The 20,597-nt window shown below is 74.3% G+C and carries 19 protein-coding genes; 9 read left to right on the plus strand and 10 right to left on the minus strand.

All coding sequences use genetic code 11. From position 1 onward, the window contains the following. Positions 1–17: 17 nt before the first annotated feature. The 5 genes from BM064_RS06430 to arfB all read left to right on the plus strand — a co-directional run bounded on the left by BM064_RS06430 (position 18) and on the right by arfB (position 3,555). Positions 18–806 carry an ABC transporter ATP-binding protein gene (locus BM064_RS06430; protein ID WP_092858934.1) on the plus strand — a complete coding sequence of 263 codons (789 nt, stop codon included), beginning with the start codon at positions 18–20 and terminating at the stop codon, positions 804–806. Next, positions 803–1,606 (plus strand): ABC transporter permease, encoded by an 804-nt coding sequence (locus BM064_RS06435; protein WP_092858935.1) that lies wholly within the window; start codon positions 803–805, stop codon positions 1,604–1,606. The genes BM064_RS06430 and BM064_RS06435 overlap by 4 nt, the downstream gene beginning before the upstream one ends. An 80-nt stretch (positions 1,607–1,686) precedes the next feature. Next, positions 1,687–1,959, plus strand: a complete 273-nt coding sequence (locus BM064_RS06440; RefSeq protein ID WP_092858936.1) for a DUF2312 domain-containing protein — start codon at positions 1,687–1,689, stop codon at positions 1,957–1,959. A gap of 118 nt (positions 1,960–2,077) precedes the next feature. After that, positions 2,078–2,701 carry a VUT family protein gene (locus tag BM064_RS06445; protein WP_092858937.1) on the plus strand — a complete coding sequence of 208 codons (624 nt, stop codon included), beginning with the start codon at positions 2,078–2,080 and terminating at the stop codon, positions 2,699–2,701. A gap of 428 nt (positions 2,702–3,129) precedes the next feature. After that, entirely contained in the window at positions 3,130–3,555 is a 426-nt protein-coding gene (arfB, locus tag BM064_RS06450) for an alternative ribosome rescue aminoacyl-tRNA hydrolase ArfB (protein WP_092858938.1), read from the plus strand. A gap of 19 nt (positions 3,556–3,574) precedes the next feature. Here the strand turns inward: arfB and BM064_RS06455 are convergent, their stop codons facing one another. Then, positions 3,575–4,135 carry a type 1 glutamine amidotransferase domain-containing protein gene (locus BM064_RS06455; RefSeq protein ID WP_092858939.1) on the minus strand — a complete coding sequence of 187 codons (561 nt, stop codon included), beginning with the start codon at positions 4,133–4,135 and terminating at the stop codon, positions 3,575–3,577. Positions 4,136–4,260: 125 nt separating this feature from the next. Here BM064_RS06455 and BM064_RS06460 point away from each other — a divergent pair, with 125 nt between their 5' ends. Together BM064_RS06460 and BM064_RS06465 are read left to right on the plus strand one after the other, a co-directional pair. Continuing rightward, positions 4,261–4,893, plus strand: coding sequence for a class I SAM-dependent methyltransferase (locus BM064_RS06460; RefSeq protein WP_092858940.1), 633 nt, complete (start codon positions 4,261–4,263; stop codon positions 4,891–4,893). 447 nt (positions 4,894–5,340) lie between these two features. Beyond that, positions 5,341–6,450 carry an AbrB family transcriptional regulator gene (locus tag BM064_RS06465; RefSeq protein WP_092858941.1) on the plus strand — a complete coding sequence of 370 codons (1,110 nt, stop codon included), beginning with the start codon at positions 5,341–5,343 and terminating at the stop codon, positions 6,448–6,450. A gap of 7 nt (positions 6,451–6,457) precedes the next feature. Here the strand turns inward: BM064_RS06465 and BM064_RS06470 are convergent, their stop codons facing one another. The 4 genes from BM064_RS06470 to BM064_RS06485 form a co-directional block, all read right to left on the minus strand. After that, positions 6,458–7,408 carry an acetamidase/formamidase family protein gene (locus BM064_RS06470; protein ID WP_092858942.1) on the minus strand — a complete coding sequence of 317 codons (951 nt, stop codon included), beginning with the start codon at positions 7,406–7,408 and terminating at the stop codon, positions 6,458–6,460. Positions 7,409–7,726: 318 nt separating this feature from the next. Next, positions 7,727–9,076, minus strand: coding sequence for an oxygen-independent coproporphyrinogen III oxidase (gene hemN / locus BM064_RS06475; protein WP_092858943.1), 1,350 nt, complete (start codon positions 9,074–9,076; stop codon positions 7,727–7,729). 486 nt (positions 9,077–9,562) lie between these two features. Then, positions 9,563–11,038, minus strand: coding sequence for an aldehyde dehydrogenase family protein (locus tag BM064_RS06480; RefSeq protein WP_092858944.1), 1,476 nt, complete (start codon positions 11,036–11,038; stop codon positions 9,563–9,565). Positions 11,039–11,244: 206 nt separating this feature from the next. Continuing rightward, positions 11,245–12,195, minus strand: a complete 951-nt coding sequence (locus BM064_RS06485; protein ID WP_092858945.1) for an aldo/keto reductase — start codon at positions 12,193–12,195, stop codon at positions 11,245–11,247. Positions 12,196–12,450: 255 nt separating this feature from the next. Here BM064_RS06485 and BM064_RS06490 point away from each other — a divergent pair, with 255 nt between their 5' ends. Together BM064_RS06490 and BM064_RS06495 are read left to right on the plus strand one after the other, a co-directional pair. Then, positions 12,451–12,882 (plus strand): SRPBCC family protein, encoded by a 432-nt coding sequence (locus BM064_RS06490; RefSeq protein WP_177236164.1) that lies wholly within the window; start codon positions 12,451–12,453, stop codon positions 12,880–12,882. Positions 12,883–13,045: 163 nt separating this feature from the next. Continuing rightward, entirely contained in the window at positions 13,046–13,531 is a 486-nt protein-coding gene (locus BM064_RS06495; RefSeq protein ID WP_092858947.1) for an SRPBCC family protein, read from the plus strand. A gap of 642 nt (positions 13,532–14,173) precedes the next feature. On the opposite strand, the gene ftsH is transcribed toward BM064_RS06495, so the two are convergent. The 5 genes from ftsH to tolB all read right to left on the minus strand — a co-directional run bounded on the left by ftsH (position 14,174) and on the right by tolB (position 20,532). Then, positions 14,174–16,093 carry an ATP-dependent zinc metalloprotease FtsH gene (gene ftsH, locus BM064_RS06500; protein WP_092858948.1) on the minus strand — a complete coding sequence of 640 codons (1,920 nt, stop codon included), beginning with the start codon at positions 16,091–16,093 and terminating at the stop codon, positions 14,174–14,176. A 137-nt stretch (positions 16,094–16,230) separates the two neighbouring features. Continuing rightward, positions 16,231–17,799, minus strand: coding sequence for a tRNA lysidine(34) synthetase TilS (tilS, locus tag BM064_RS06505; protein ID WP_143103271.1), 1,569 nt, complete (start codon positions 17,797–17,799; stop codon positions 16,231–16,233). Between the two features lie 4 nt (positions 17,800–17,803). After that, the gene (gene ybgF, locus BM064_RS06510) at positions 17,804–18,616 is read right to left on the minus strand and encodes a tol-pal system protein YbgF (protein ID WP_092858950.1); all 813 of its coding nucleotides are present in this window, start codon (positions 18,614–18,616) and stop codon (positions 17,804–17,806) included. After that, positions 18,616–19,116 carry a peptidoglycan-associated lipoprotein Pal gene (pal, locus tag BM064_RS06515; RefSeq protein ID WP_092858951.1) on the minus strand — a complete coding sequence of 167 codons (501 nt, stop codon included), beginning with the start codon at positions 19,114–19,116 and terminating at the stop codon, positions 18,616–18,618. The genes ybgF and pal overlap by 1 nt, the downstream gene beginning before the upstream one ends. A gap of 99 nt (positions 19,117–19,215) precedes the next feature. Beyond that, the gene (tolB, locus tag BM064_RS06520) at positions 19,216–20,532 is read right to left on the minus strand and encodes a Tol-Pal system beta propeller repeat protein TolB (protein WP_092859284.1); all 1,317 of its coding nucleotides are present in this window, start codon (positions 20,530–20,532) and stop codon (positions 19,216–19,218) included. Positions 20,533–20,597 lie beyond the last annotated feature (65 nt).

Here is a 20,597-nt window from a genome sequence, read left to right on the forward strand (position 1 = left end):
CGCGCAGGACCCCGACGATGAGCTTCGTCGAGATCGCCGACGTCGCCCTGCGCTACGCCCCCCAGGGCGGGGCGGAGGGGACGCTCGCCGTGGACGGCCTCTCCCTCTCGGTGGAGAAGGGGGAGTTCGTCGCCGTCGTCGGGCCCTCGGGCTGCGGCAAGTCCACGTTGATGAAGCTCGCCACCGGGCTGAACTTCCCGACCCGCGGGTCGGTCTCGGTGGCGGGCAGGCCGGTGAAGGGGCCGGTGTCGATCGCCGGCATGGCCTTCCAGAACCCGGTGATGCTGCCCTGGCGGCTGACCCGCGACAACGTCCTGCTGCCGCTGGAGGTGGTGCAGCCGCACCGCCGCCAGATGCGCGCCCGCAAGGCGGAATACCAGGCCAAGGCCGACGCGCTGCTGGCTTCGGTGGGCCTCGAGGGCGCGGGCGAAAAATATCCCTGGCAGCTCTCGGGCGGCATGCAGCAGCGCGCCTCCCTCTGCCGCGCCCTGATCCACGAGCCCGAGCTGGTGATGCTCGACGAGCCCTTCGGCGCGCTCGACGCCTTCACCCGCGAGGAGCTGTGGTGCGTGATGCGCGACCTGCACGCGCAGAAGAACTTCACCACGATCCTCGTGACCCACGACCTGCGCGAGGCGGTGTTCCTCGCCGACCGGATCTTCGTCCTCTCGGCCCGCCCCGGCCGGGTGATCAAGGTCCGCGACGTGGACCTGCCGCGCCCCCGCCCGCTGGAGGTCACGTATGAAAAGCAGTTCACCGACATCGTGCACGAGTTGCGCGGCCTGATCGCGGAGGCCCGCCAGTGAGCGACGCCGGCGAAGAGGCGGTCGTCGCCGCCTACAAGTCCGACCCCTGGGTGCGCCTCGCCCCCTGGGTCTGCACCATCGGCCTGTTCGTGGTCTGGGAGATCGCGGTCCGGGTCCTGGGCGTGCCCTATTACATCCTCCCCGCGCCGAGCTCGGTCGCCTATGCGGCGTATGAATTCGCGGGCGGGCTGGCCGAGAACTCCCTGCAGACGCTGTGGACGACCGTGGCGGGATTCCTGCTCGCCATCGTCTTCGGCCTGGCGCTCGGCCTCTTCATCGGCTGGGACCGGCGGATCTACGCCGGCCTCTACCCGCTGATGATCGGCTTCAACTCGATCCCCAAGGTGGCCGTCGTTCCGATCCTGGTGCTGTGGGTCGGCACCGGCTGGCTGCCGGCGGTGCTGACCGCCTTCCTGATCTCCTTCTTCCCGATCGTGGTGAACGTGGCCACCGGCCTCGCCACCATCGAGCCGGAGATGGAGGACGTGCTGCGCGCGCTCGGCGCCAAGAAGCTCGACATCATGACCAAGGTCGGGATCCCGCGGTCGCTGCCCTATTTCTTCGGCTCGCTGAAGGTGGCGATCACGCTGGCCTTCATCGGCTCGGTGATGTCCGAGACGGTGGCGGCCAACGCCGGCGTCGGTCACATGATGCTGACCGCGCAGGCGAATTTCGAGGTGCCGCTGGTCTTCGCCTGCCTCATCGCGCTCGCCATCGAGGGGATCGTGATGTACGCCGTCATGGCCTGGCTGGAGAAGCGGATGACCGGCTGGGCGCATCGCTCGGGCTTCAACCGCTGAGCGCGGCCGCCTGACTTGCCCCCGGGCGCGGTCGCGAGTAGCTTCCGCGCTCCCCTTCCGCCCCGACTCGGAAAGCCGACATGCTCGACGACGACGACAACGATTTCTCGACCACCACCGTCTCGGCCGGCCAGCTTCGCGCCATCGTCGAGCGCATCGAGCGCCTGGAGGAGGAGAAGAAGGAGGTCTCGGAGCAGATCAAGGAGGTCTATGCCGAGGCCAAGGGCAACGGCTTCGACGCCAAGACCCTCCGCAAGATAGTGGCCCTGCGCAAGAAGAAGCCCGAGGAGCGCTCCGAGGAGGAGGCGATGCTCGAGCTCTACATGAACGCGCTGGGGATGCTGCCGGGCTGAGGCCCGGACCGGACCCCGACGACCGGCGCCCCCGGGCGCCTCGCCAGAGCGGGCGCGCGGCATGCGCGCCCTTTCTCTTTCCCGCGCAGCCTCCCGCGAAATCTGAGGACCTCTTCCCATGACCCGCACCCGCGGCCTGATCATCGGCGCCATCGCCATGACGGCGACCGTCGTCGCCTCCAACATTCTCGTGCAGCACCTGCTGGGCGATTGGCTGACCTGGGGGGCGCTGAGCTATCCGGTCGCCTTCCTGGTCACCGACCTGACCAACCGCGCGCTGGGCGCGAAGGCCGCCCGCCAGGTGGTGCTGGCGGGCTTCGCCGCCGGCGTCGTCTGCTCGCTGGTCGCGGCGGGATTCGGGGCCACCACGCTGCGCATCGCCGCCGGATCGGGGCTGGCCTTCCTGGTGGCGCAGATGCTTGACGTCGGCGTCTTCGACCGCCTGCGGGGCGAGAGCTGGTGGCGTGCGCCGCTGGTCTCCTCGCTGGTCGGCTCGGCGGCGGACACGGCGATCTTCTTCTCGGTGGCCTTCGCGACCGTGTTCACGCCGCTGGTCCCCTGGGACGACGTCTCCTGGGCGAACGAGATGGTCCCGGTGCTGGGCGTGGGCCGCGAGGCGCCGCTGTGGGTCAGCCTGGCGCTCGCCGACTTCGCGGTGAAGATGGCGCTGGCCCTGCTGGCGCTGGTCCCGTTCCGCGCGGCGGTGGCGCTGATGGGCCCCTCCACGGCGCGGGACGCCTGACCGCGGGGCGGCTCACGATCGGCGTGATCCTCCGAATTTTTCTCTGGACCGTCGAGGCATGCGGCGGCATGCTCGTGTTCGAGTTCAACTGCAGGAAAGGAGGTGATCCAATGTCGAGTGATACGTTGGAGCTGAAGGTCGGGTTCACGTTCGAGGTGATCGCCTAAGGGGCAGCCTCCTTTTCCGACGCTTCGGGCGCGAGGGGTTCAGTCCCTGCCCGCCTGAGGCTCCACGGCTCACGGGACCGCGGCGCAAGCCGCGGTCCTTCCGTTTTTTCGGGGGCGCCCCTGCCGCCATCGGGCCGGCCTGGCGCCCCCGCCCCCCGCTTTTCGGGCGCCGTTCGCGCCCCCGCCCTTGAAGGATCGCGCGCGGGGTGCATCCTGCACGGCGACCCCGCCCCGAGCCCTGCCCCCCAGCCCTGCGGACCCATGCTGCGCATCACCGACGCCGTCTCCATCGCCGACTGGGAGCTGACCGAGCAGTTCACCCGCGCCTCCGGGCCCGGCGGGCAGAACGTCAACAAGGTCTCCTCGGCCGTCGAGCTGCGCTTCGAGGCGGAGCGCTCGCCCCACCTGCCCGCAGACGCCAAGGCGCGGCTGCGTCGCCTCGCCGGGCGGCGCTGGACCGCGGACGGGGCGGTGATCATCCGCGCCGAGACCCACCGCTCCCAGGCGCGCAACCGCGAGGAGGCGCGCGAGCGGCTGGCGGAGCTGATCGAGAAGGCCCTGCACCGGCCCAAGCGGCGGGTGGCGACCAAGCCCACCCTGGGCTCGAAACGCAGACGCCTCGCCGCGAAGACGCGGCGAGGCGAGGTCAAGGCGCTCAGGCAGGCGCCGGGGTCCGATGAGAGCTAGGGGCGCGGCCCCCTCGCCCTCAGGCGGCGCGGGCGTGGTGCTTCCCTTCCAGCACCTCCTCGGCGATCTTATTGACGAAGGCGTCGAGGTCCTCGGGCTTGCGCGAGGTGACGATGCCCTCGTCGCAGATCACCGCCTCGTCCTCCCAACGCGCGCCGGCGTTGATCATGTCGGTGCGGATCGAGCCGAAGGACGTGGCGCGGCGGCCGCGCACGATGCCCGCCTCGATCAGCAGCCACGGCCCGTGGCAGATCGCGGCGATGGGCTTCTTGGCGTCGTGGAAGGCCTTCACGAAATCCACCGCGCCGCGGTTGGCGCGCAGCAGGTCGGGGTTGATCTGGCCGCCGGGGAGCACGAGGGCGTGGAACGCGTCGTGGTTCACATCCTCGAGCCGGCGGTCGACCTCGGCGCTCTCGCCCCAGTCGGCGCCCTTCCAGCCGCGGATCGGGCCGGCGTCGGGGGAGACGACGTGGACCTCGGCGCCCATCTCGCGCAGGCGGTCGCGGGGGACCAGAAGCTCGGACTGCTCGAAGCCGTGGGTGGCGAGGATGGCGATGCGCTTGCCGGTGAGGTCGGCCATGAGAGCCTCCTTTGGTTTCAATCGGTTCGGGTCTTGAGGTGCGCAGGATCCGCAGGGTTTCAAGCGATGTCGGCAAATCGCCCGGAAACCGTCACGATGCCTCCGCCGCGCGGGAGGGCGGCCCGATGAGCGAAGCGAGACCCGGTCCCGACTGGGACGCCAGATACGCCGCCGCGCAGGGCGGTCTGTTCGGGGAGGCGCCCAACGCCTGGCTCGCCATGTGCCTCGCCCGGCCCGGGGTCGCCCCGCGCACGGCCCTGTGCCTGGCGGACGGGGACGGGCGCAACGGGACCTGGCTGGCCGCCCGCGGGCTGGCGGTGACGGCCATGGACCTCTCCGCCGAGGCGACCCGCCGGGCCGAGGCCCGCGACCGCGCCGCGGGCGTGGCGGCCGAGCGCCTCGCCGCCGACCTCTTCGACTGGTCCCCCGGCCCGCGCCGCTGGGACCTCGCGGCGCTGATCTGCCTGCAGGGGCCCCCCGCGCTGCGTCGCCGGGGGCTGGAGACCGCCGCCGCGGCGCTCGACCCCGGCGGATGGCTCGTGCTGGAAGGCTTCGGGCAGGGCCCCGCCGACGGCCCCGTTTCCGGCCCCGGCCCCCGGGCGCAGGCGCTGCGCTGGGGCGCGGACGAGAGCCTCGGCTGGCTGGAGGGCGCCGGCCTCGAGCTGCACGAGGCGCTGGAGGGCACGGTGCGGCTCGACGAGGGGCCGCTGCACCAGGGCCTCGCCCGCATGACAAGGCTGTTGCTGCGCCGGCCCTGAGGCCGGGGGCGGGGGGGCGTCCTCGGGGGCGTCGAGCCCCCTCGGCCGCCGTCGGCTGCGCCTCCGTGCGCCCCGGGCGGGCGGCGGCGCGCGGGCCGCCGCGCGCTCCTGCCGCGGGACAGGGGGCGCCGTCCGGGTTAATGGTCTGGACAAGTGCTGCATTGCAGCGTAGGTCCTCGCGCCCGTCCCGAGGGGCCCCGGCCGAAGCGCCGGCGACGCCGTCCCCGCGGACGCGGCGCCCGTCCCGCCGCCCCCGCGCGGCCCGCACCCCCGGCCGCCGCGCGTGGCCCAGCCTCTCCGCCGCCGCGCGCGGCCCGGCTTTCCCGCCGCGCCCGCGCGGTCCGCACGCCCCGCCGCCCGGCGGGGCCCCGATCGTCCCGCCGCGGCCGCGGCCCTCTCCTGCGCCGTCGCGCGCGTCCGCCCCGCTCCTGCTCCGCCAAGGCCCGCATGCCCGTCTTCAAGCCCGATCCCGTCCAGGAGGACGCCGTCCCCTCCGCCGCGCCCTCGCCGCTCGCGCTCGCCGGGCGCTGGGCGGCGATGGCGGCGCTGTCGGCGGCGCTGGCGGGGGGGCTGGACGCGGTCGGCCTGCCGGCGGCGTTCCTGCTGGGGCCGATGCTGGCGGCCGCGGCCATGGCGCTGAGCGGCCGCGCGGTGCCCCTGCCGCGGGCGGCGCATTTCGCGGCGCTGGGCGTGGTCGGCTGCATGGTCGGCGAGGCGACGCCCCCCACGGTCCTGGGCGACATCCTCGACCACTGGGTCGTGTTCCTGGTGGGCGTGGGCTCGGTCGTCGGGCTCGCCGGCGGGCTGGGCTGGCTGCTCGCCCGCGCCCAGGTGCTGCCGGGGACCACCGCGGTCTGGGGCGCCTGGCCGGGAGCGGCCTCGGCGATGGTGATCCTGTCGGACGCCCACGGGGCCGACATGCGGCTGGTGGCGGTGATGCAATACCTGCGCGTGGGCCTGGTCGCGGCCAGCGCCGCCCTGATCGCCCGCTTCTGGGTGGGCGTGCCCGAGGGCGGCGAGGCGGCGGCGGTCGAGTGGTTCCCGGCCCTCGACCTCCTGGGCCTCGGCGTCACCGCGGCGGTGGTGGCGGCGAGCCTCGCGATCGGGCGGATCGTGCGCATGCCCTCGGCGCTGTTTCTTGCGCCGATGGCGATCGCGATCGGGCTGAACGCCACGGACCTGCCGACGCCGGCGCTGCCGCACTGGCTGCTGGTCGGCGCCTACGCGGTGGCGGGCTGGGGGATCGGGCTGCGCTTCACCCGGCCGATCCTGGCCCATGCAGCCCGCGCCCTGCCGCAGCTCTTCGTCGGCATCATGGCGCTGATCGCGCTCTGCTTCGGGCTGGGGGCCGCGCTGGCGGCGGCGACGGGCGAGGACCTGCTGACCGCGGTGCTGGCGACCAGCCCCGGAGGCATGGACTCGGTCGCGATCATCGCCGCCTCCTCCGACGTGGACATGCCCTTCGTCATGGCCATGCAGACCGCGCGGTTCCTGGCGGTGCTGTTCCTGGGCCCGTGGCTCGCCCGGCTGATCGCCTCCTGGGTGCCGCGAGCTTGAGGCGCGCCTAGCCCTTCATCACGCCCGTCAGCGCCGAGCGGGGCAGCACCACGTGGCAGCCCTGCTCCTGGTTGACCATCTGGGTCACGCGCACGTCGGCGGCGAGGCTGCACAGCATGTAGGCCTCGGTCCGGGTCAGGGTGGTCAGCCGCTCGATCCAGTCGAGCATCCGGCGCAGCGCCGCGCGGGCGGCCTGGTCGAGCGAGTAGTGCGTGCCGAAGGCGATCAGCTCGTCCGCGGTCTCGGCATGGGGGAAGTCGAAGGGCAGGTCGCGGCGCAGGTGGATCTCGAACTCGCCCTGCAGCGCGGTCTCGATGGCGGTGACGCAGACCTCGCCGTCGCCCTGCCGGCCGTGGCCGTCGCCGACCGAAAAGAGGCCCCCCTCCGCCCAGACCGGCAGGAACAGGGTGGACCCGGCGCGCAGCTCCTTGCAGTCGATGTTGCCGCCGTGGGCGCGGGGCTGGATGGTCGAGATCGCCCCCCAGGCCGGCGGCGGCGCCACGCCCATCACCCCGAAGAACAGGTCCAGCGGCAGCTCGGTCCCCCAGGGCAGGGTCGCGGTCCCGGCGGCCTCGTCGAGGCGCGAGAAGATGAAGCCCGGGTCGGTCTCGTTGATCAGCGCGCCGACCAGCGGGCGCACCAGCGTGTAGCCCCAGTCCTGGCGCAGGCCGATGCGGCGGATGCGGATCTCGAGCACGTCGCCGGGCTGGGCGCCGCGCACGGCGACGGGGCCGGTCAGGATATGCGGGCCGATGGGGTTGCGCGGCGCGCGCTCGTGGATCTCGTGCAGTTCGGGGGGGATGTGGAAGCCCTCGCCGGGCAGCGAGCCGGGCACGCCCGAGACCGAGTCGATGGTCACCACGTCGCCGCTGTCGATGGTCAGCGCCGGGGCCATGCCCGCCTGGAACCAGCCCCAGTGGGCCGTCTCCGCGCTCGCTTTCAGGTGATGCTCCGCCATCTTCGCCGCCTCCGCTGCTGGTCCGGGCCATTGAGCGGAGGCGGCCCCTGCGGCGCAAGGGGCGAGCGGCGCCCGCGACGATCCGCGGGCGGGGGGGCCGGCGGCCTCCGTTCCCCCAGCCTGCGCCGGACGCCGGCGGCGGAGCCGAGGCCCCGGATCAAATCCGGGGCGCCCGCGGGGCGAGCGGTCCGCCCGGAAGTCCGCAGGTCCGCAGACGGGGCCCGCGCGCCTTCGGGGCCAGGGGATCGCCCGGGGGGCGCAGGCGCTCCGCCGTCGGGACGGGGACGGGCGGGGCGCGCCCGGACGGCGCGAGGCCGGTCAGACGGCGAGGGAGTGGCGGGCCTCGGAACGGGCGAGCCGGGCGTCGAAGGCCGCGGCGGCGACGCGCACCAGCGGACGGCCGCGGGGGGTCATGCGGACCTGCGGACCCTCGATCTCGACCATGCCGTCGGCGCGCAGCTCGGCGAGACGCCCCAGCGCCTCGTCGGCCCAGCCCTCGGGCGCGTCATGGCGGCGGGCGGCCTCGGCGAGGTCCACGGCGAAGTCGCACATCAGCCGCTCGATCGCCCAGGCGCGCAGGCGGTCGTCGGCGTCGGTCGCGAGGCCGCGCGCCACCGGCAGGCGGCCGGCGGCGACCTCGCGCGCCCAGGCGCCGGTCTCGGAGACGGACTGGGCGAAGCCGAAGGGCGTGCGGGTGATCGCGGTGGCGCCCAGCCCCAGCAGCGTCTCGGCGGTGTCGGTGGTGTAGCCCTGGAAGTTGCGCCGCAGCCGCCCCTCCCGCGCCGCGACGGCCATGGGATCGTCGGGCAGGGCGAAATGGTCGAGGCCGATGCGCTGGTAGCCCAGGGCCTCCAGCGTCTCGGCGGCGGATTCGGCCTGGTCGGCGCGCTCGCCGGGGCCGGGCAGCGCCTCCTCCGGCATCATCCGCTGGTTCTTGGCCATCCACGGCACGTGGGCGTAGCCGAAGAGGGCGATGCGCTGCGGGCCCATCTCGGTCGCCCGGATCACGGTGCGGCGCAGGCTGTCGACGGTCTGGAAGGGCAGGCCGTAGATCAGGTCGAAGCTGACCTCCTCGACGCCGGCGGCGCGCATCGCCTGGGTCGCGGCCTCGACCATCTCGGTGGGCTGCACGCGGTTGATCACCTGCTGCACCCGGGGGTCGAATTCCTGCACCCCGAAGGAGGCGCGGGTGAAGCCGAGGGCGCCGAGCCGCGCCGACATCTCCGGCGTCAGGGTGCGGGGATCGACCTCGATCGCGAGCTCCGAGCCCTCGCGCAGCTCGAACCGCTCGCGCACCGCGTCCATCACCCGGGCGAGGTCGTCGGGGGAGAGCGAGGTCGGCGTCCCCCCGCCCCAGGCGAGATGCGAGACCGCCATCCGCCCCGGCAGCGCCTGCGCGGTCAGCTCGAGATGGGCGAGCAGGCTCTCGACATAGTCCGCCACAGGCTCGTAGCGGCGGGCGAGCTTCATGTTGCAGCCGCAGTACCAGCACATCTTCCGGCAGAACGGCACGTGCAGGTAGAGCGAGACCGCCGCCGCCGGGTCCAGCGCCTGCAGCCAGCCCTGAAGCTCGGCCGCCTCGAAGTCCGGCCGGAAGTGCGGCGCGGTCGGGTAGGAGGTGTAACGCGGCGCGGCGCGGCGGGCGTAGCGGGCGATGACCGGGTCCATGGCGGGTTCCTCGCGGCTGGAGCTCGGGGGACCGATTAGCCCTGCAACCGTTGCGATGTGATGACCTGGATCAACCGGAGGCGCCGGTCGCCCGGGTTTTTTCGCAAGCCGCCCGCAGGGCGCCCGCCGGAGCCGCCGCCGGCGGAGCGTCCCGGCCGGGGCGGAAGATCCGCCTCCGGCCTGTTCGGGGCCCGAGTCTTGGTGAGACTTCTTAAGAAAACCTTGCGCGACCGCCCGCCGCGACAAGCTTTCCAAAGCGTCGCCCGCGTCGCCCGCGTCGCCCGCGTCGCCCGGGACGTCGTCGCGCCCGCGCCGCCGGGATGGGGCCGGCCCGTCGCGGAGGGGAAGACCCGCTCCGTCCTCCCGCAGGGAGGCGCCGCTTCGTCCTCCCGCAGGGAGGCGCCCTTCCGCCGTCCCGCAGAGCGGCGCCGCTCCGCCGTCCCGCAGGCACGAAGCGCCGCCCGAAGGGCGGCGCCCGCTTCGGCGTCAGCCGTGCTTGACCACCAGCGTGCGCAGGGTGGTGAACTCGCGCAGGCCCTCGAAGCCCTTCTCGCGGCCGTGGCCGGACTTGCCCATGCCGCCGAAGGGCAGCTCGATGCCGCCGCCGGCGCCGTAGGCGTTCACGAAGACCTGGCCCGCGCGGATCTTCCGCGCCACCCGCAGCGCCCGCGCGCCGTCCTTCGACCACACCCCCGCCACCAGCCCGTAGTCGGTGCCGTTGGCCATCGCCACCGCGTCCGCCTCGTCGCGGAAGGTCAACAGGGCGAGCACCGGGCCGAACACCTCCTCGCGCGCCAGCGCATGGTCGCGGGGCGTGGGGGCGAAGAGGCGGGGGCGCACGTAGAAGCCGCCCGCGGGCGCGTCCGCGGAGATCTCGCCGGAGGCGGCCAGCGTCACCCCGTCGGCCTCGGCCCGCTCGACGAAGCCGTCGACCCGGGCGCGCTGGCGGGCGGAGATCACGGGGCCGAGGTCCATGTCCGCCTCGGGCGGACCGGCGCGCAGCGCGCGGAAGCCGGCGGCGAGACGCTCGCCCAGCTCGTCGGCCAGGCTCTCGTGCACCAGCGCGCGCGAGCCGGCCGAGCAGGTCTGCCCGCAGTTCTGGATGATCGCGTTCAGGATCACCGGGGTCACCGTGTCCAGATCCGCGTCCTCGAACAGGATCTGGGGCGACTTGCCGCCCAGCTCCAGCGTGCAGCCGGCGTGATGGGCGGCGGCCGCGATCTGCACCTGCGCGCCGGTCTCGGGCGAGCCGGTGAAGGAGACGAAGTCGATGCCCGGATGCGCCGCCAGAGCCGCGCCGGCGGTGCGGCCGAGGCCCGGGACCACGTTCAGCACGCCCTCGGGCAGGCCGGCCTCGGCCAGCATCTGGGCCATGCGCAGGAGGCTCAGGCAGGCGTCCTCGGCGGGCTTCAGCACGCAGGCGTTGCCGGCGGCGAGGCTGCCCCCGACCGAGCGGCCGAACATCTGCGCGGGGTAGTTCCACGGGATGATGTGGCCGGTGACGCCGAAGGGCACCCGCTCGGCCACCGCCAGCACGCCCTCGATGGTCGGGATCGCCTCGCCGTGGAGCTTGTCGGCGGCGCCGGCGTAGAACTCGAAATAGCGCGCGCAGGCGGCGATGTCGGCGCGGGCCTGGCGGATCGGCTTGCCGGCGTCCTGGGATTCCAGCAGGGCCAGCGCCTCGGCCTGGTCCTCGACCATGCGCGAGAAGCGCATCAGGATCCGGCCGCGCTCGTAGGCGCTCATCCGCCCCCAGGGACCTTCCTCGAAGGCGCGCCGGGCGGAGCGCACGGCCCGGTCCACGTCCTCGGCCCCGCCCGCGGCGATCCGGCCCAGCACGCGGCCGTCGCCCGGGGCGAAGGTCTCCAGCGTCTCGCCGGCGAGCGAGGGGACCCAGGCGTTGTCGAGGAACACCCCGTCCGAGACCGGGCGCACGGCGGAAAGCGGGGACTGCACGTTCATGGGATCCTCCCGAGGGTCGCGATTTGGCGCGCGAGACTACTCCCGCGGCCCGGCCGGCTCCAGAGCCGCCGCGCGCCCCCGCCCGGCCGGAGGCTCCCCACCCGCCCGCCCTCGCCCCCGACCGGGCGGGGGCGCGCGGCGGCTCTTCCCGGGCGGGGACAGGGGCCGGGGGACGGGCGACCTCGGCCGGGGCTTCGGGGCGGCGCTCAGGCCCCGGCCGCGTCCAGCAGCGCCATCTGCCCGGCGTCGAGGGTCATCGAGGCGGCCCTCGCGAAACTCTCCACCTGGGCGACGGAGGTGGCGGAGGCGATCGGCGCGGTCACGCCCTCGGTCGCGATCAGCCAGGCGAGCGCCACCTCGGCGGGCTTCGCGCCCTGGGCGGCCGAGACCTCGTCGAGCGCGGCCAGCACCTTCATGCCCCTGGCGTCGAAGTACTTCTCGAGCCGCGCCCCGCGGGGCCGCCCGGCGGCGTCGGCGGCGGAGCGGTACTTGCCCGACAGGAACCCCGAGGCCAGCGAGAAGTAGGTGACCACCCCCACGTCCGCCTCGGCGCACAGCGCCTTCAGCTCGGCGTCGAAGGCGCCGCGGTCGTAGAGGTTCAGTTCGTTCTGCAGCGCCCCGTAGGCCGGCAGCCCCGCCGCCTTCGAGGCCGCCAGCGCCGCCCCCAGCAGCCCGGCGTCGTAGTTCGAGGCGCCGATCGCGGCGATCTTGCCCGCTTCCAGCAGCTTGGCGTAGGCGCCCAGCGTCTCCTCGTGGCTCACGGTCGGGTCGGGCCAGTGCGAGAAATAGAGGTCGATGCGGTCGGTCTGCAGCCGCGAGAGCGAATCCTCGACCGCCTGCGCGATCCAGGCCGCCGAGAGGTCCCGCTTGCCCTGGCCCATGTCGGAGCCGACCTTGGTGAAGATCGTCACCCGCTCGCGCATCCCCGGACGGGCGGCGAGCCAGCGGCCGATCACCGTCTCCGACTCGCCGCCCCGGTTGCCGGGGAACCAGCGCGAATAGACGTCGGCGGTGTCGATGGCGTCGAAGCCGTGGTCGACGAAGGCGTCGAGGACCCGGAAGCTCTCGGCCTCGTCGATGGTCCAGCCGAAGACGTTGCCGCCGAAGACCACCGGGGCGATGGAAAGGCCGGTGGCGCCGAGCCTGCGTTCGAGCATGGGGATCTCTCCTGATGCCCGCCCCGACCGCCGGCGGCCCCGGCGCGCGGGGGGCGCGCGGCGGGGCGACGGGCGCTCCGGGGCGGAGGGGGGGGCCGCGCGCCGGGACGCCGGCGGCGGGGGATGTCGCGAGGGGGATCATGGGCCGGGGGCGGGCGCAAATCCAGTCTCCGCCGAAACCGTCGTCGCCGCGCTTGCCCCCCGGCCCCCGCCGGCATACCTCGTGGGGCCGACAACCCCAGGGGAGGCAAGGCCATGGAGCATCACCACAAGACCGACCGGGTGGAGCGCTGGCTCGACCTTCCCGTGCCCGCCGCCGAGGTCTGGGCGCTGATCGGCGACTTCTTCCGCCTCGACCTCTGGCACCCGGGCGTCGAGAGCTCGGAGAAGGTGGAGCTGGAGGGCGAGCTCTACCGTCACGTCCGCGCCAAGGGCGGCGCAACCTTCCTCGAGAAGCTGGAGGAGCAGGGCGACCGCCTGCAGCGCTACTCGATCGCCGAGAGCGGGCTGCCGGTGGAGAACTACCTCGCCACCCTGACCTGCTTCGACCGCGAGGAGCCGGGCGCCACGGGCTGCCGCGTCTACTGGTCGGCGAGCTTCGATTCCGAGAGCCCCAAGGCCGACGAGATCATCGCCGGGATCTTCGAATCCGGCCTGCGCGGCCTGCGCGAGCGCTTCGGCGGCTGACCCCGCGCGGGCGCGCAGATCCCGACCCGGGCGGCGGCGGCCCTGCGCCTGCGCCGCCCGCGCAGCTTCGGCGAATGCATCTAAAAACCCGCATTCGTAAAGGTTGCACGACTCTCCGGCACGCCCTACTCCCCGGGCCGACCTTGGCCTGGTGTCCGGACAAATGACCATCGAACCCGAAGACGAGCGTGCGGAGCGTGAAGAGCGTGTCGAGCGGTGGGCGGATCTGCCCGTTCCGCCGGACGAGGCGTGGCCGCGGATCGGCGGCTTTCTCAGCATCGTGGACTGGCATCCGGCCCTGACCTCGGGCGAGACGCTCGAGATCGACGGCCGCCTTCACCGTTGCGTGCTGACGACCTACGGCGCTCCGATCCTGGAGCGGCTGGAGGAGGAGGGCGAGCGCCTGCTGCGCGTCTCGGTGGTGGAGAGCCTGCTCCCCCTCGACGCTCACGAGGCGACGCTGCGCTGCATCGCCCGCCCGGCGGGCTGCCGGGTCTTCTGGACGGCGACCTTCCGCTCGCCCAGCCCGCGGGCCTTCGAGATCATCGACAACATCCACCGCATCGGCCTCGCCGCCCTCGCCGCGCGCTACGGCGGCACGGAGGGCGACGCCGCCGCCTGCGCCTCGACCTACGCCCGCGCGTCCTAGCCGACGGCGCGGGCGAGGGGGCCCGCTGGGCAAGCCCAGCCTGTCGCCGCCCCGGTCGTCCCGGGGCGCACGCCCGAACGACCGGGCGCAAGCCGGCCGCCGAGGGGCGTTCGCCTGGCTGGCCTGGCGCCGGCGGAGGCGCACCCGGGCGCCCGTCCGACTGGCCGGGGGCGGCTGGTCAAAAGGCGCCCGCTCGTTCGGCCAGGCGCCCGCTGCAGCCGCCCGGGGCGTTCCTCCCGCCTGCCATTCGCCGGCGCCGCGCGTTCCGGAAGCGCTCGCTCGTCCGGCCAGAGCCGAGCTTCGGCCGTCCGAGGCGCTCGCTCCTTGCGCCGGGCGCCGACCCGGCCCGCCCCGAAGCGCTCGGCCCGTCGTCATCCCCCGGTCGCTCCCGGGCCCCGGGGCCACGGGGCCGACGTCGGCCGTGCGCCGCGGTCGGGACGCCGGGGGTCGCGCGACAGCCGACGCGGCGCCTCGTTCGGGCGGCAGGGCGCGCTCGCGCCGGGGGCAGGGCGCTCGGGCGGAGACGCGGCGCACCGGCGACGGAGGGGCGTCTCGCGTCGGGGCGGGGCGCTCGTGACAGGGCCTGAAATGCAGAACGGCGGCCCCGGGGGGCCGCCGTCCGATCGTCGTCTCGAGGGTCGCTCAGCCCTGGGGCTGGGGGGACATTCCGCCGTCCTCCCCCGGGCGGCGCTTGCCGGCCTTGGGGATCGAGGCGATGCCCGGGCCCTCGCCCGGCGTCGGCGCCGGCGGCTCGTCGGAAGAACGGTCCAGGGTCTCGCCCCGGATCACCTTGCCGATCTCCTCGCCGGTCAGGGTCTCGTACTCCAGCAGGCCCTGGGCCAGACGCTCGAGGTCCTCGGCCCGCTCGGTCAGGATCCGCTTGGCGGTCTCGTAGCCCTCGTCCACCAGGCGGCGGACCTCGGCGTCGATCACCCGCTGCGTCTCGGGCGAGGCCGAGGACGGGCCCTGGCCGGCCCCCAGGAAGCTCTGCTGCTCGTTGGCGTAGTCGATGTTGCCCAGCTTCTCGGACATGCCGAACTGGGTCACCATCGCGCGGGCGATCCGGGTCACCTGCTGGATGTCCGACGAGGCGCCCGAGGTCACCTTGTCCGGGCCGAAGATCAGCTCCTCGGCCACCTTGCCGCCCATCGCCATGGCGATCTTCGAGCGGTACTTGCGGTAGCTGACCGAGAGGTGGTCGCGCTCCGGCAGGCTCAGCACCAGGCCCAGCGCGCGGCCGCGCGGGATGATCGTCGCCTTGTGGATCGGGTCGTGCTCGGGGACGTTGAGGCCGACGATGGCGTGGCCGGCCTCGTGGTAGGCGGTCAGCTTCTTCTCGTCCTCGGTCATCACCATCGAGCGACGCTCGGCGCCCATCATCACCTTGTCCTTGGCCGACTCGAAGTCGTCCATGGTCACCAGGCGCTTGCCGAGGCGCGCGGCGGTGAGGGCGGCCTCGTTGACGAGGTTCGCGAGGTCCGCGCCCGAGAAGCCGGGGGTGCCGCGGGCGATGACCTTCAGGTCCACGTTCGGCGCCAGCGGCACCTTGCGGGCATGGACGTGCAGGATCTTCTCGCGGCCGGCCACGTCGGGGTTGGGCACCACGACCTGGCGGTCGAAGCGGCCGGGACGCAGCAGGGCGGGGTCGAGCACGTCGGGACGGTTGGTGGCGGCGACCAGGATCACGCCCTCGTTCGCCTCGAACCCGTCCATCTCGACCAGCAGCTGGTTCAGGGTCTGCTCGCGCTCGTCGTTGCCGCCGCCGTAGCCGGCGCCGCGGTGGCGGCCGACCGCGTCGATCTCGTCGATGAACACGATGCAGGGGGCGTTCTTCTTCGCCTGCTCGAACATGTCGCGCACGCGGCTGGCGCCGACGCCCACGAACATCTCGACGAAGTCGGAGCCCGAGATGGTGAAGAACGGCACGCCCGCCTCGCCCGCGATGGCGCGCGCCAGCAGCGTTTTACCCGTGCCCGGAGGACCCACCAGCAGCGCGCCCTTGGGGATCTTGCCGCCGAGGCGGGAGTATTTCTGCGGGTCCTTCAGGAACTCGACGATCTCCTCGAGCTCCTCCTTCGCCTCGTCGATGCCGGCGACGTCGTCGAAGGTGACTTTCCCGGCCCGCTCCGTCAGCAGCTTGGCCTTGGACTTTCCAAATCCCATGGCGCCGCCGCGGGCGCCGCCCTGCATGCGGTTGAGGAAGAAGATCCAGACGCCGATCAGGATCAGCATCGGCAGCCAGAAGCCCAGCGTCGACAGCAGGCCCGAGGACTGCTGCGGCTCGACCCGGATCTCGACGCCGTGCTGGCGCAGGTCGGGGATCACGTCCGCGCCGCCCGGCTGGATGGTCTGGAACTCGCCGCCGGAGCCGAGCCGACCCGAGATCCGCTCCCCGTCGATGACGACGGAGGACACCTCGTTGCTCTCCACCCTCTGGAGGAAGTCCGAGAAGGTGATGCGCTGGCCCTGGTTGCTGCCGCCGCCTTCCTGGAACACGCTGAAAAGCGCGACCAGAAGCAGGATCACGACGGCCCAGAAGGCCAGGTTCTTGGCGTTGCCCAAGGCTGATCTCCGATTCGGTGCGCGGGGACTGACCCCTCACATAGGTATCACACGGCGGCGGTCAACGCGCGCGGACGCGCGCCGACGGACGCCTCGATTGGCTGGGCGGCGCCGCCGGGTCGCATGACCTTGGGCGTCTACCGCAGAATCCTTTCCAAAAGAAGGTCGCGCAAGGTCGCCTGCGCAAGGGGCGCGACGCCTTGACCGGGATCAATCCGCCAGTCCGCCAGCGGCGCCGCGGCCAGCCGTCCGCCGATCCGCAGCGCCGGCGTCCCGGCGCGGGCGTGCCGCGGGGCGCGGCTCCAGGCCGCGGAGGGCGTCCAGGCGCCCGAACGCGCCTCGGCCGAGAGCAGCGCGAGCCCGGTGGCGCCCAGCGGCCCGATCACCGTCCGCTCGGCGGCCCGGCGGTAGGCGGGGCCCTCCCCCTCCAGCCGCCAGCGGCCGTCCCAGGGGGCGGCGAGGGGCGAGGCGGGGGCGGGCAGGGCCGCGGGCTCGCGGTGCAGGACGACGTCGGCGGCGCCCGCCTCGGGCCCCTCGGCGAGGATCACGCAGCCGCCCAGCGTGCGCGGGGGCAGCGGGCCGGGGGCGAGGATCGCGGCCTCCACCTCCGCCAGCGCCCGGGCGCGCGGCGCGTGGGCGGCGCCGGCCAGCGCGCGGAACAGCTCCGCCAGCACCCGGCGGCGCAGGGCGCGCGGCGCCTCGGCGAGGGCGGCGCGGGGCAGGCGCAGCTCGCCCGCGCCGCCGACCGCGAGCCGCCCGCGCAGGAAGCCGGCGGCGAGCTCGCGCAGCGCGTCGCTGTCCTCGGCGAGGCGCGCGGCGGTGGCGGCGACCCCCTCGGCGGTGACGCCGACCGGGCGCAGGGCGGCGAGCGCGCGGCGGGCCTTCACCCGGTCGCGGGTCGGGTCCTCGTTCGAGGGGTCCTCGATCCAGTCCTGCCCGGCGTCGCGCAGGATCGCGCGCAGATCTTCGCGCCCCAGCGCGAGGGCGGGGCGCAGCCAGCGGGCGCCGGCGCGCTCGGAGACCTCGCGCATCGAGGAGAGGCCGTCGAGGCCGGAGCCGCGGGCGATCCGCATCAGCAGCGTCTCGGCCTGGTCGTCGCGGGTGTGGGCGAGAGCCACCGCCGGCAGGCCACGGTCGGCGGCCCAGCCGGCGATCAGCCCGGCGCGGGCGTCGCGGGCGGCCTCGGCGAGGTTGCCCGTGGCGGGCCGATCCTGCCACCGCAGCGTGGCGTGGGGGACGCCGAGCCGGGCGCAGAGGGCGGCGGTCCAGGCGGCCTCGACCCCCGCCTCGGCGCGCAGGCCGTGGTCGACGGTGACGGCTTCGAGCCGCAGGGGCCGCTCGCGCGCGAGCTCCACGGCCGCCAGCAGCAGGGCGAGGCTGTCGCCGCCGCCGGAGACGGCGAGGCCCAGGGCCTCGGGCGCCAGCGCGTCCAGCCGCGCGCGCAGGGCGGCGCGGGCGGCGGCGGCGAGCTCGGCGTCGCCGGGCTGGGCGGGATGGGAGACGAGATCGACGGGGCGCGGCGCCTCGGGCGCCGGGTCCGGCTCAGGGGCCGGGATCGCGGCCGCGGCGCCGGGGGCAAGGCCGGGGGCGTCGGGCTCCCCGGCGGAGGGCCCGGGCGCGTCGGGAGAGGCGGGCGGCGGGGCGGCGTCGGCGACGCCCTCCCGCCGCCCGGCGCAGGCCGGGCGCGAGGTCCCGGCCCCGCTCACCGGATCACTGGCAGCCGAGGCGGCCGCGCTCGGCCTCGGCCATCGCGACGGCCGGGGCGCCGGGATAGCGCGTGCCGACCTCGGCCAGCGTCAGGCAGGCCTCGTTGACCTGGTTCAGCCGCCCCAGCGCCACGCCGAGATAGGCGAGGCTGTCGGGCGCGCTCCTGGCCGAGGGATAGGCGGTGATGTTGGTCAGGAAGGTCTGCGCGGCCTCGCGGCTCTGGCCCATCTCCAGCTGGGCGCGGCCCAGGTGGTGCTCGGCCTCGGGCGTCAGCGGGCCGTCGGGATACTGGGACAGGAACTGCAGCAGCCGGGCGCGTGCGCCCTGCCAGTCGCCCGTGGCGATCGCCTGCTTGGCCTCGTCCAGCGCCACCTGCTCGGACACCGCCACCGCGCCGCCGCCCGAGGACGAGGGCCGCGGCCCCGCCTGGCCCAGCGGCTGCGGGTCGCCGACCAGCGAGGGGTCGCCGTCCTCGAGCGTGGTCATCCGCCAGTCGAGGTCGTTGATCCGCTGGCCGCCGTCGCGGGCGATCTGCTCGATCTTGTGCTCGAGCTGCTGGATGCGGCCGTTGAGCCGGCGCACCTCCTCCTCGAGCGACTGGATCTGCGCCGCCGCGGCTCCGCCCGACTGGGCGAGCGCGGGAGAGGGAGCGAGGGCGCAGAGCGCCCCCGCCAGCATCAGGCCGCCCAGGGTCAGGCCCTTCAGCGGCGAAAGGTCGAGGCGGGCGGCGGCCGCGAGGCCCCGCTCCGCCTGGCCCGGATCGGCGCGCCGCGGCCGGCGCGCCCCCCGGGCGCCGTCACGCAGGCGCCCGGTCATCAGCTGATCGGCCCGCCGGCGATGACGGTCACGGAGCGGCGGTTCTGCGACCAGCAGCTCTCGTTCGAGCACAGGGCGTCGGGACGCTCCTTGCCGTAGGTGACCATGCGCAGGCGCGAGGCGTCGATGCCCTCGCCGATCAGGAACGACCGGGCGGCGGCGGCGCGGCGGGCGCCCAGCGCGAGGTTGTACTCGCGGGTGCCGCGCTCGTCCGCGTGGCCTTCGATCGAGGCGGTGCGGGCCGGGTTCTGGCGCAGCCAGTCGGCCTGGGCGCGCAGCGTCGCCTGGGCGGCGGCGTCCAGCAGCGAGCTGTCGGTGGCGAAGAACACGCGGTCGCCGATCGACTGGTTGAAATACTCGACCGACGACGGGTCGAGCTGGCCGGCGCCGTAGCCGGAGGCGTTGGGATCGACGCCCGTCGAGTTCTCGTCGACGTCGGTGGAGCAGGCCGCGAGGCCCGCGACGAGCAGGAGGGCGGCGAGGGGTTTGAGCACGGTCATCTCAGGTCCTTGGCTCAGGCCTGGCGGACGTTCCGCCAGGCGATGGGGGGTGGCTCCGGCGGTTCTCCCGCCGTCTTGTTGCGTCCGGACGCGCCGCTCTCAGGGGAGCAGCGGCGACCAGGACGGATCGGAGGCCGCGCCCGGCGTCGGGGCCCGGCGCAGGTTGCGCCCGTTGGCGTCGACGCGCCAGATCTGCGGCGCGCCGTTGGCGCCGGGGCTCTCGCGGAAGAACATCAGCACCCGGCCGTTGGGCGACCAGGTGGGACCCTCGTCGAGGAAAGAGGCGGTCAGAAGGCGCTCGTTCGACCCGTCGGTGCGCATCACGCCCACATGGAAGCGCCCGCCCAGCTGCTTGGTGAACGCGATCAGATCCCCGCGCGGCGACCACACCGGCGTGCCGTAGGCGCCCTCCCCGAAGGAGATCCGGCGCGGCGCCCCGCCCGAGGCCGACATCACGTAGAGCTGCGGATTGCCGCCGGCGTCGGACTCGAACACGATCTGGGAGCCGTCGGGCGAATAGTCGGGCGAGGTCTCGATCGCCGGGCCCGAGGTCAGCCGGCTGATCTGACGGGAGGAGAGCGACATCGAATAGATGTCGGTGTTCGCCCCGTCCGTCAGCGACATCAGCACCGAGCCCCCGTCGGGCGAGAACTTCGGCGAGAAGGACATCGAGGGGAACGAGCCCAGCACCTCGGAGCCGCCGCCGCGCAGGTCCTGGTAGACCACCTTCGGCGCGCCGGTCCCCCAGGAGATGTAGACCAGGCTGTCGCCGGCCGGCGAGAACTGGGGCGAGAGCACCAGCGCGCCGCCGTCGGTGATGTAGCGCAGGTTGGCGCCGTCCTGGTCCATGACCGCGATCCGCTTCTGGCGCGCGTTCTTGGGGCCGGATTCGGCGACGAAGGCGACGCGGCTGTCGAAGTAGCCGGGCTCGCCGGTCAGGGCCAGGTGGATGGCGTCGGCGATCTTGTGGCCGATGCGGCGCGCGTCGCCGGGCGCGGCGCGCAGGCCCAGCCCGTCGCCCAGCGGCTTCGCGCCGAACACGTCCCAGAGCTGGAAGCGCACCTGCAGGCGGCCGTCCTCGGTCAGCGCCGCCTCGGAGACGCCCAGCGCCTCGGCGTTGATCACCCGCCAGTTCTCGAAGTCGGGGCGCGCGTCGACCGAGCCGGCGCCGGCGAGGTAGGCCGACTGGTCGATGACCCGGAACAGGCCCGAGCCCGCCAGGTCGTCGACGACCACCTGCCGGATCTCCTGCGCATAGGTCGAGGAGCCGCCGTCGGCGGCGAAGGCGGGAATCGCGATCGGCATCGGCTCGATCACGCCCTCGGTGATCTCGATGCGCAGGGGCTCCTGCGCGGCGCCGGGCGCGGGCGCGAGGGCGGCGCCGGCCGCGACGAGGGCGGCGAACGAGACGGCCATCAGGGACCTCAGCGGGCGTCGGGCGATCATCGGGCTACCCTTTCTGCGTTTCTCGTTGGTCGGGC

The sequence above is a fragment of the Albimonas pacifica genome (genome assembly GCF_900113695.1).
GTDB classification, from domain to species: domain Bacteria; phylum Pseudomonadota; class Alphaproteobacteria; order Rhodobacterales; family Rhodobacteraceae; genus Albimonas; species Albimonas pacifica.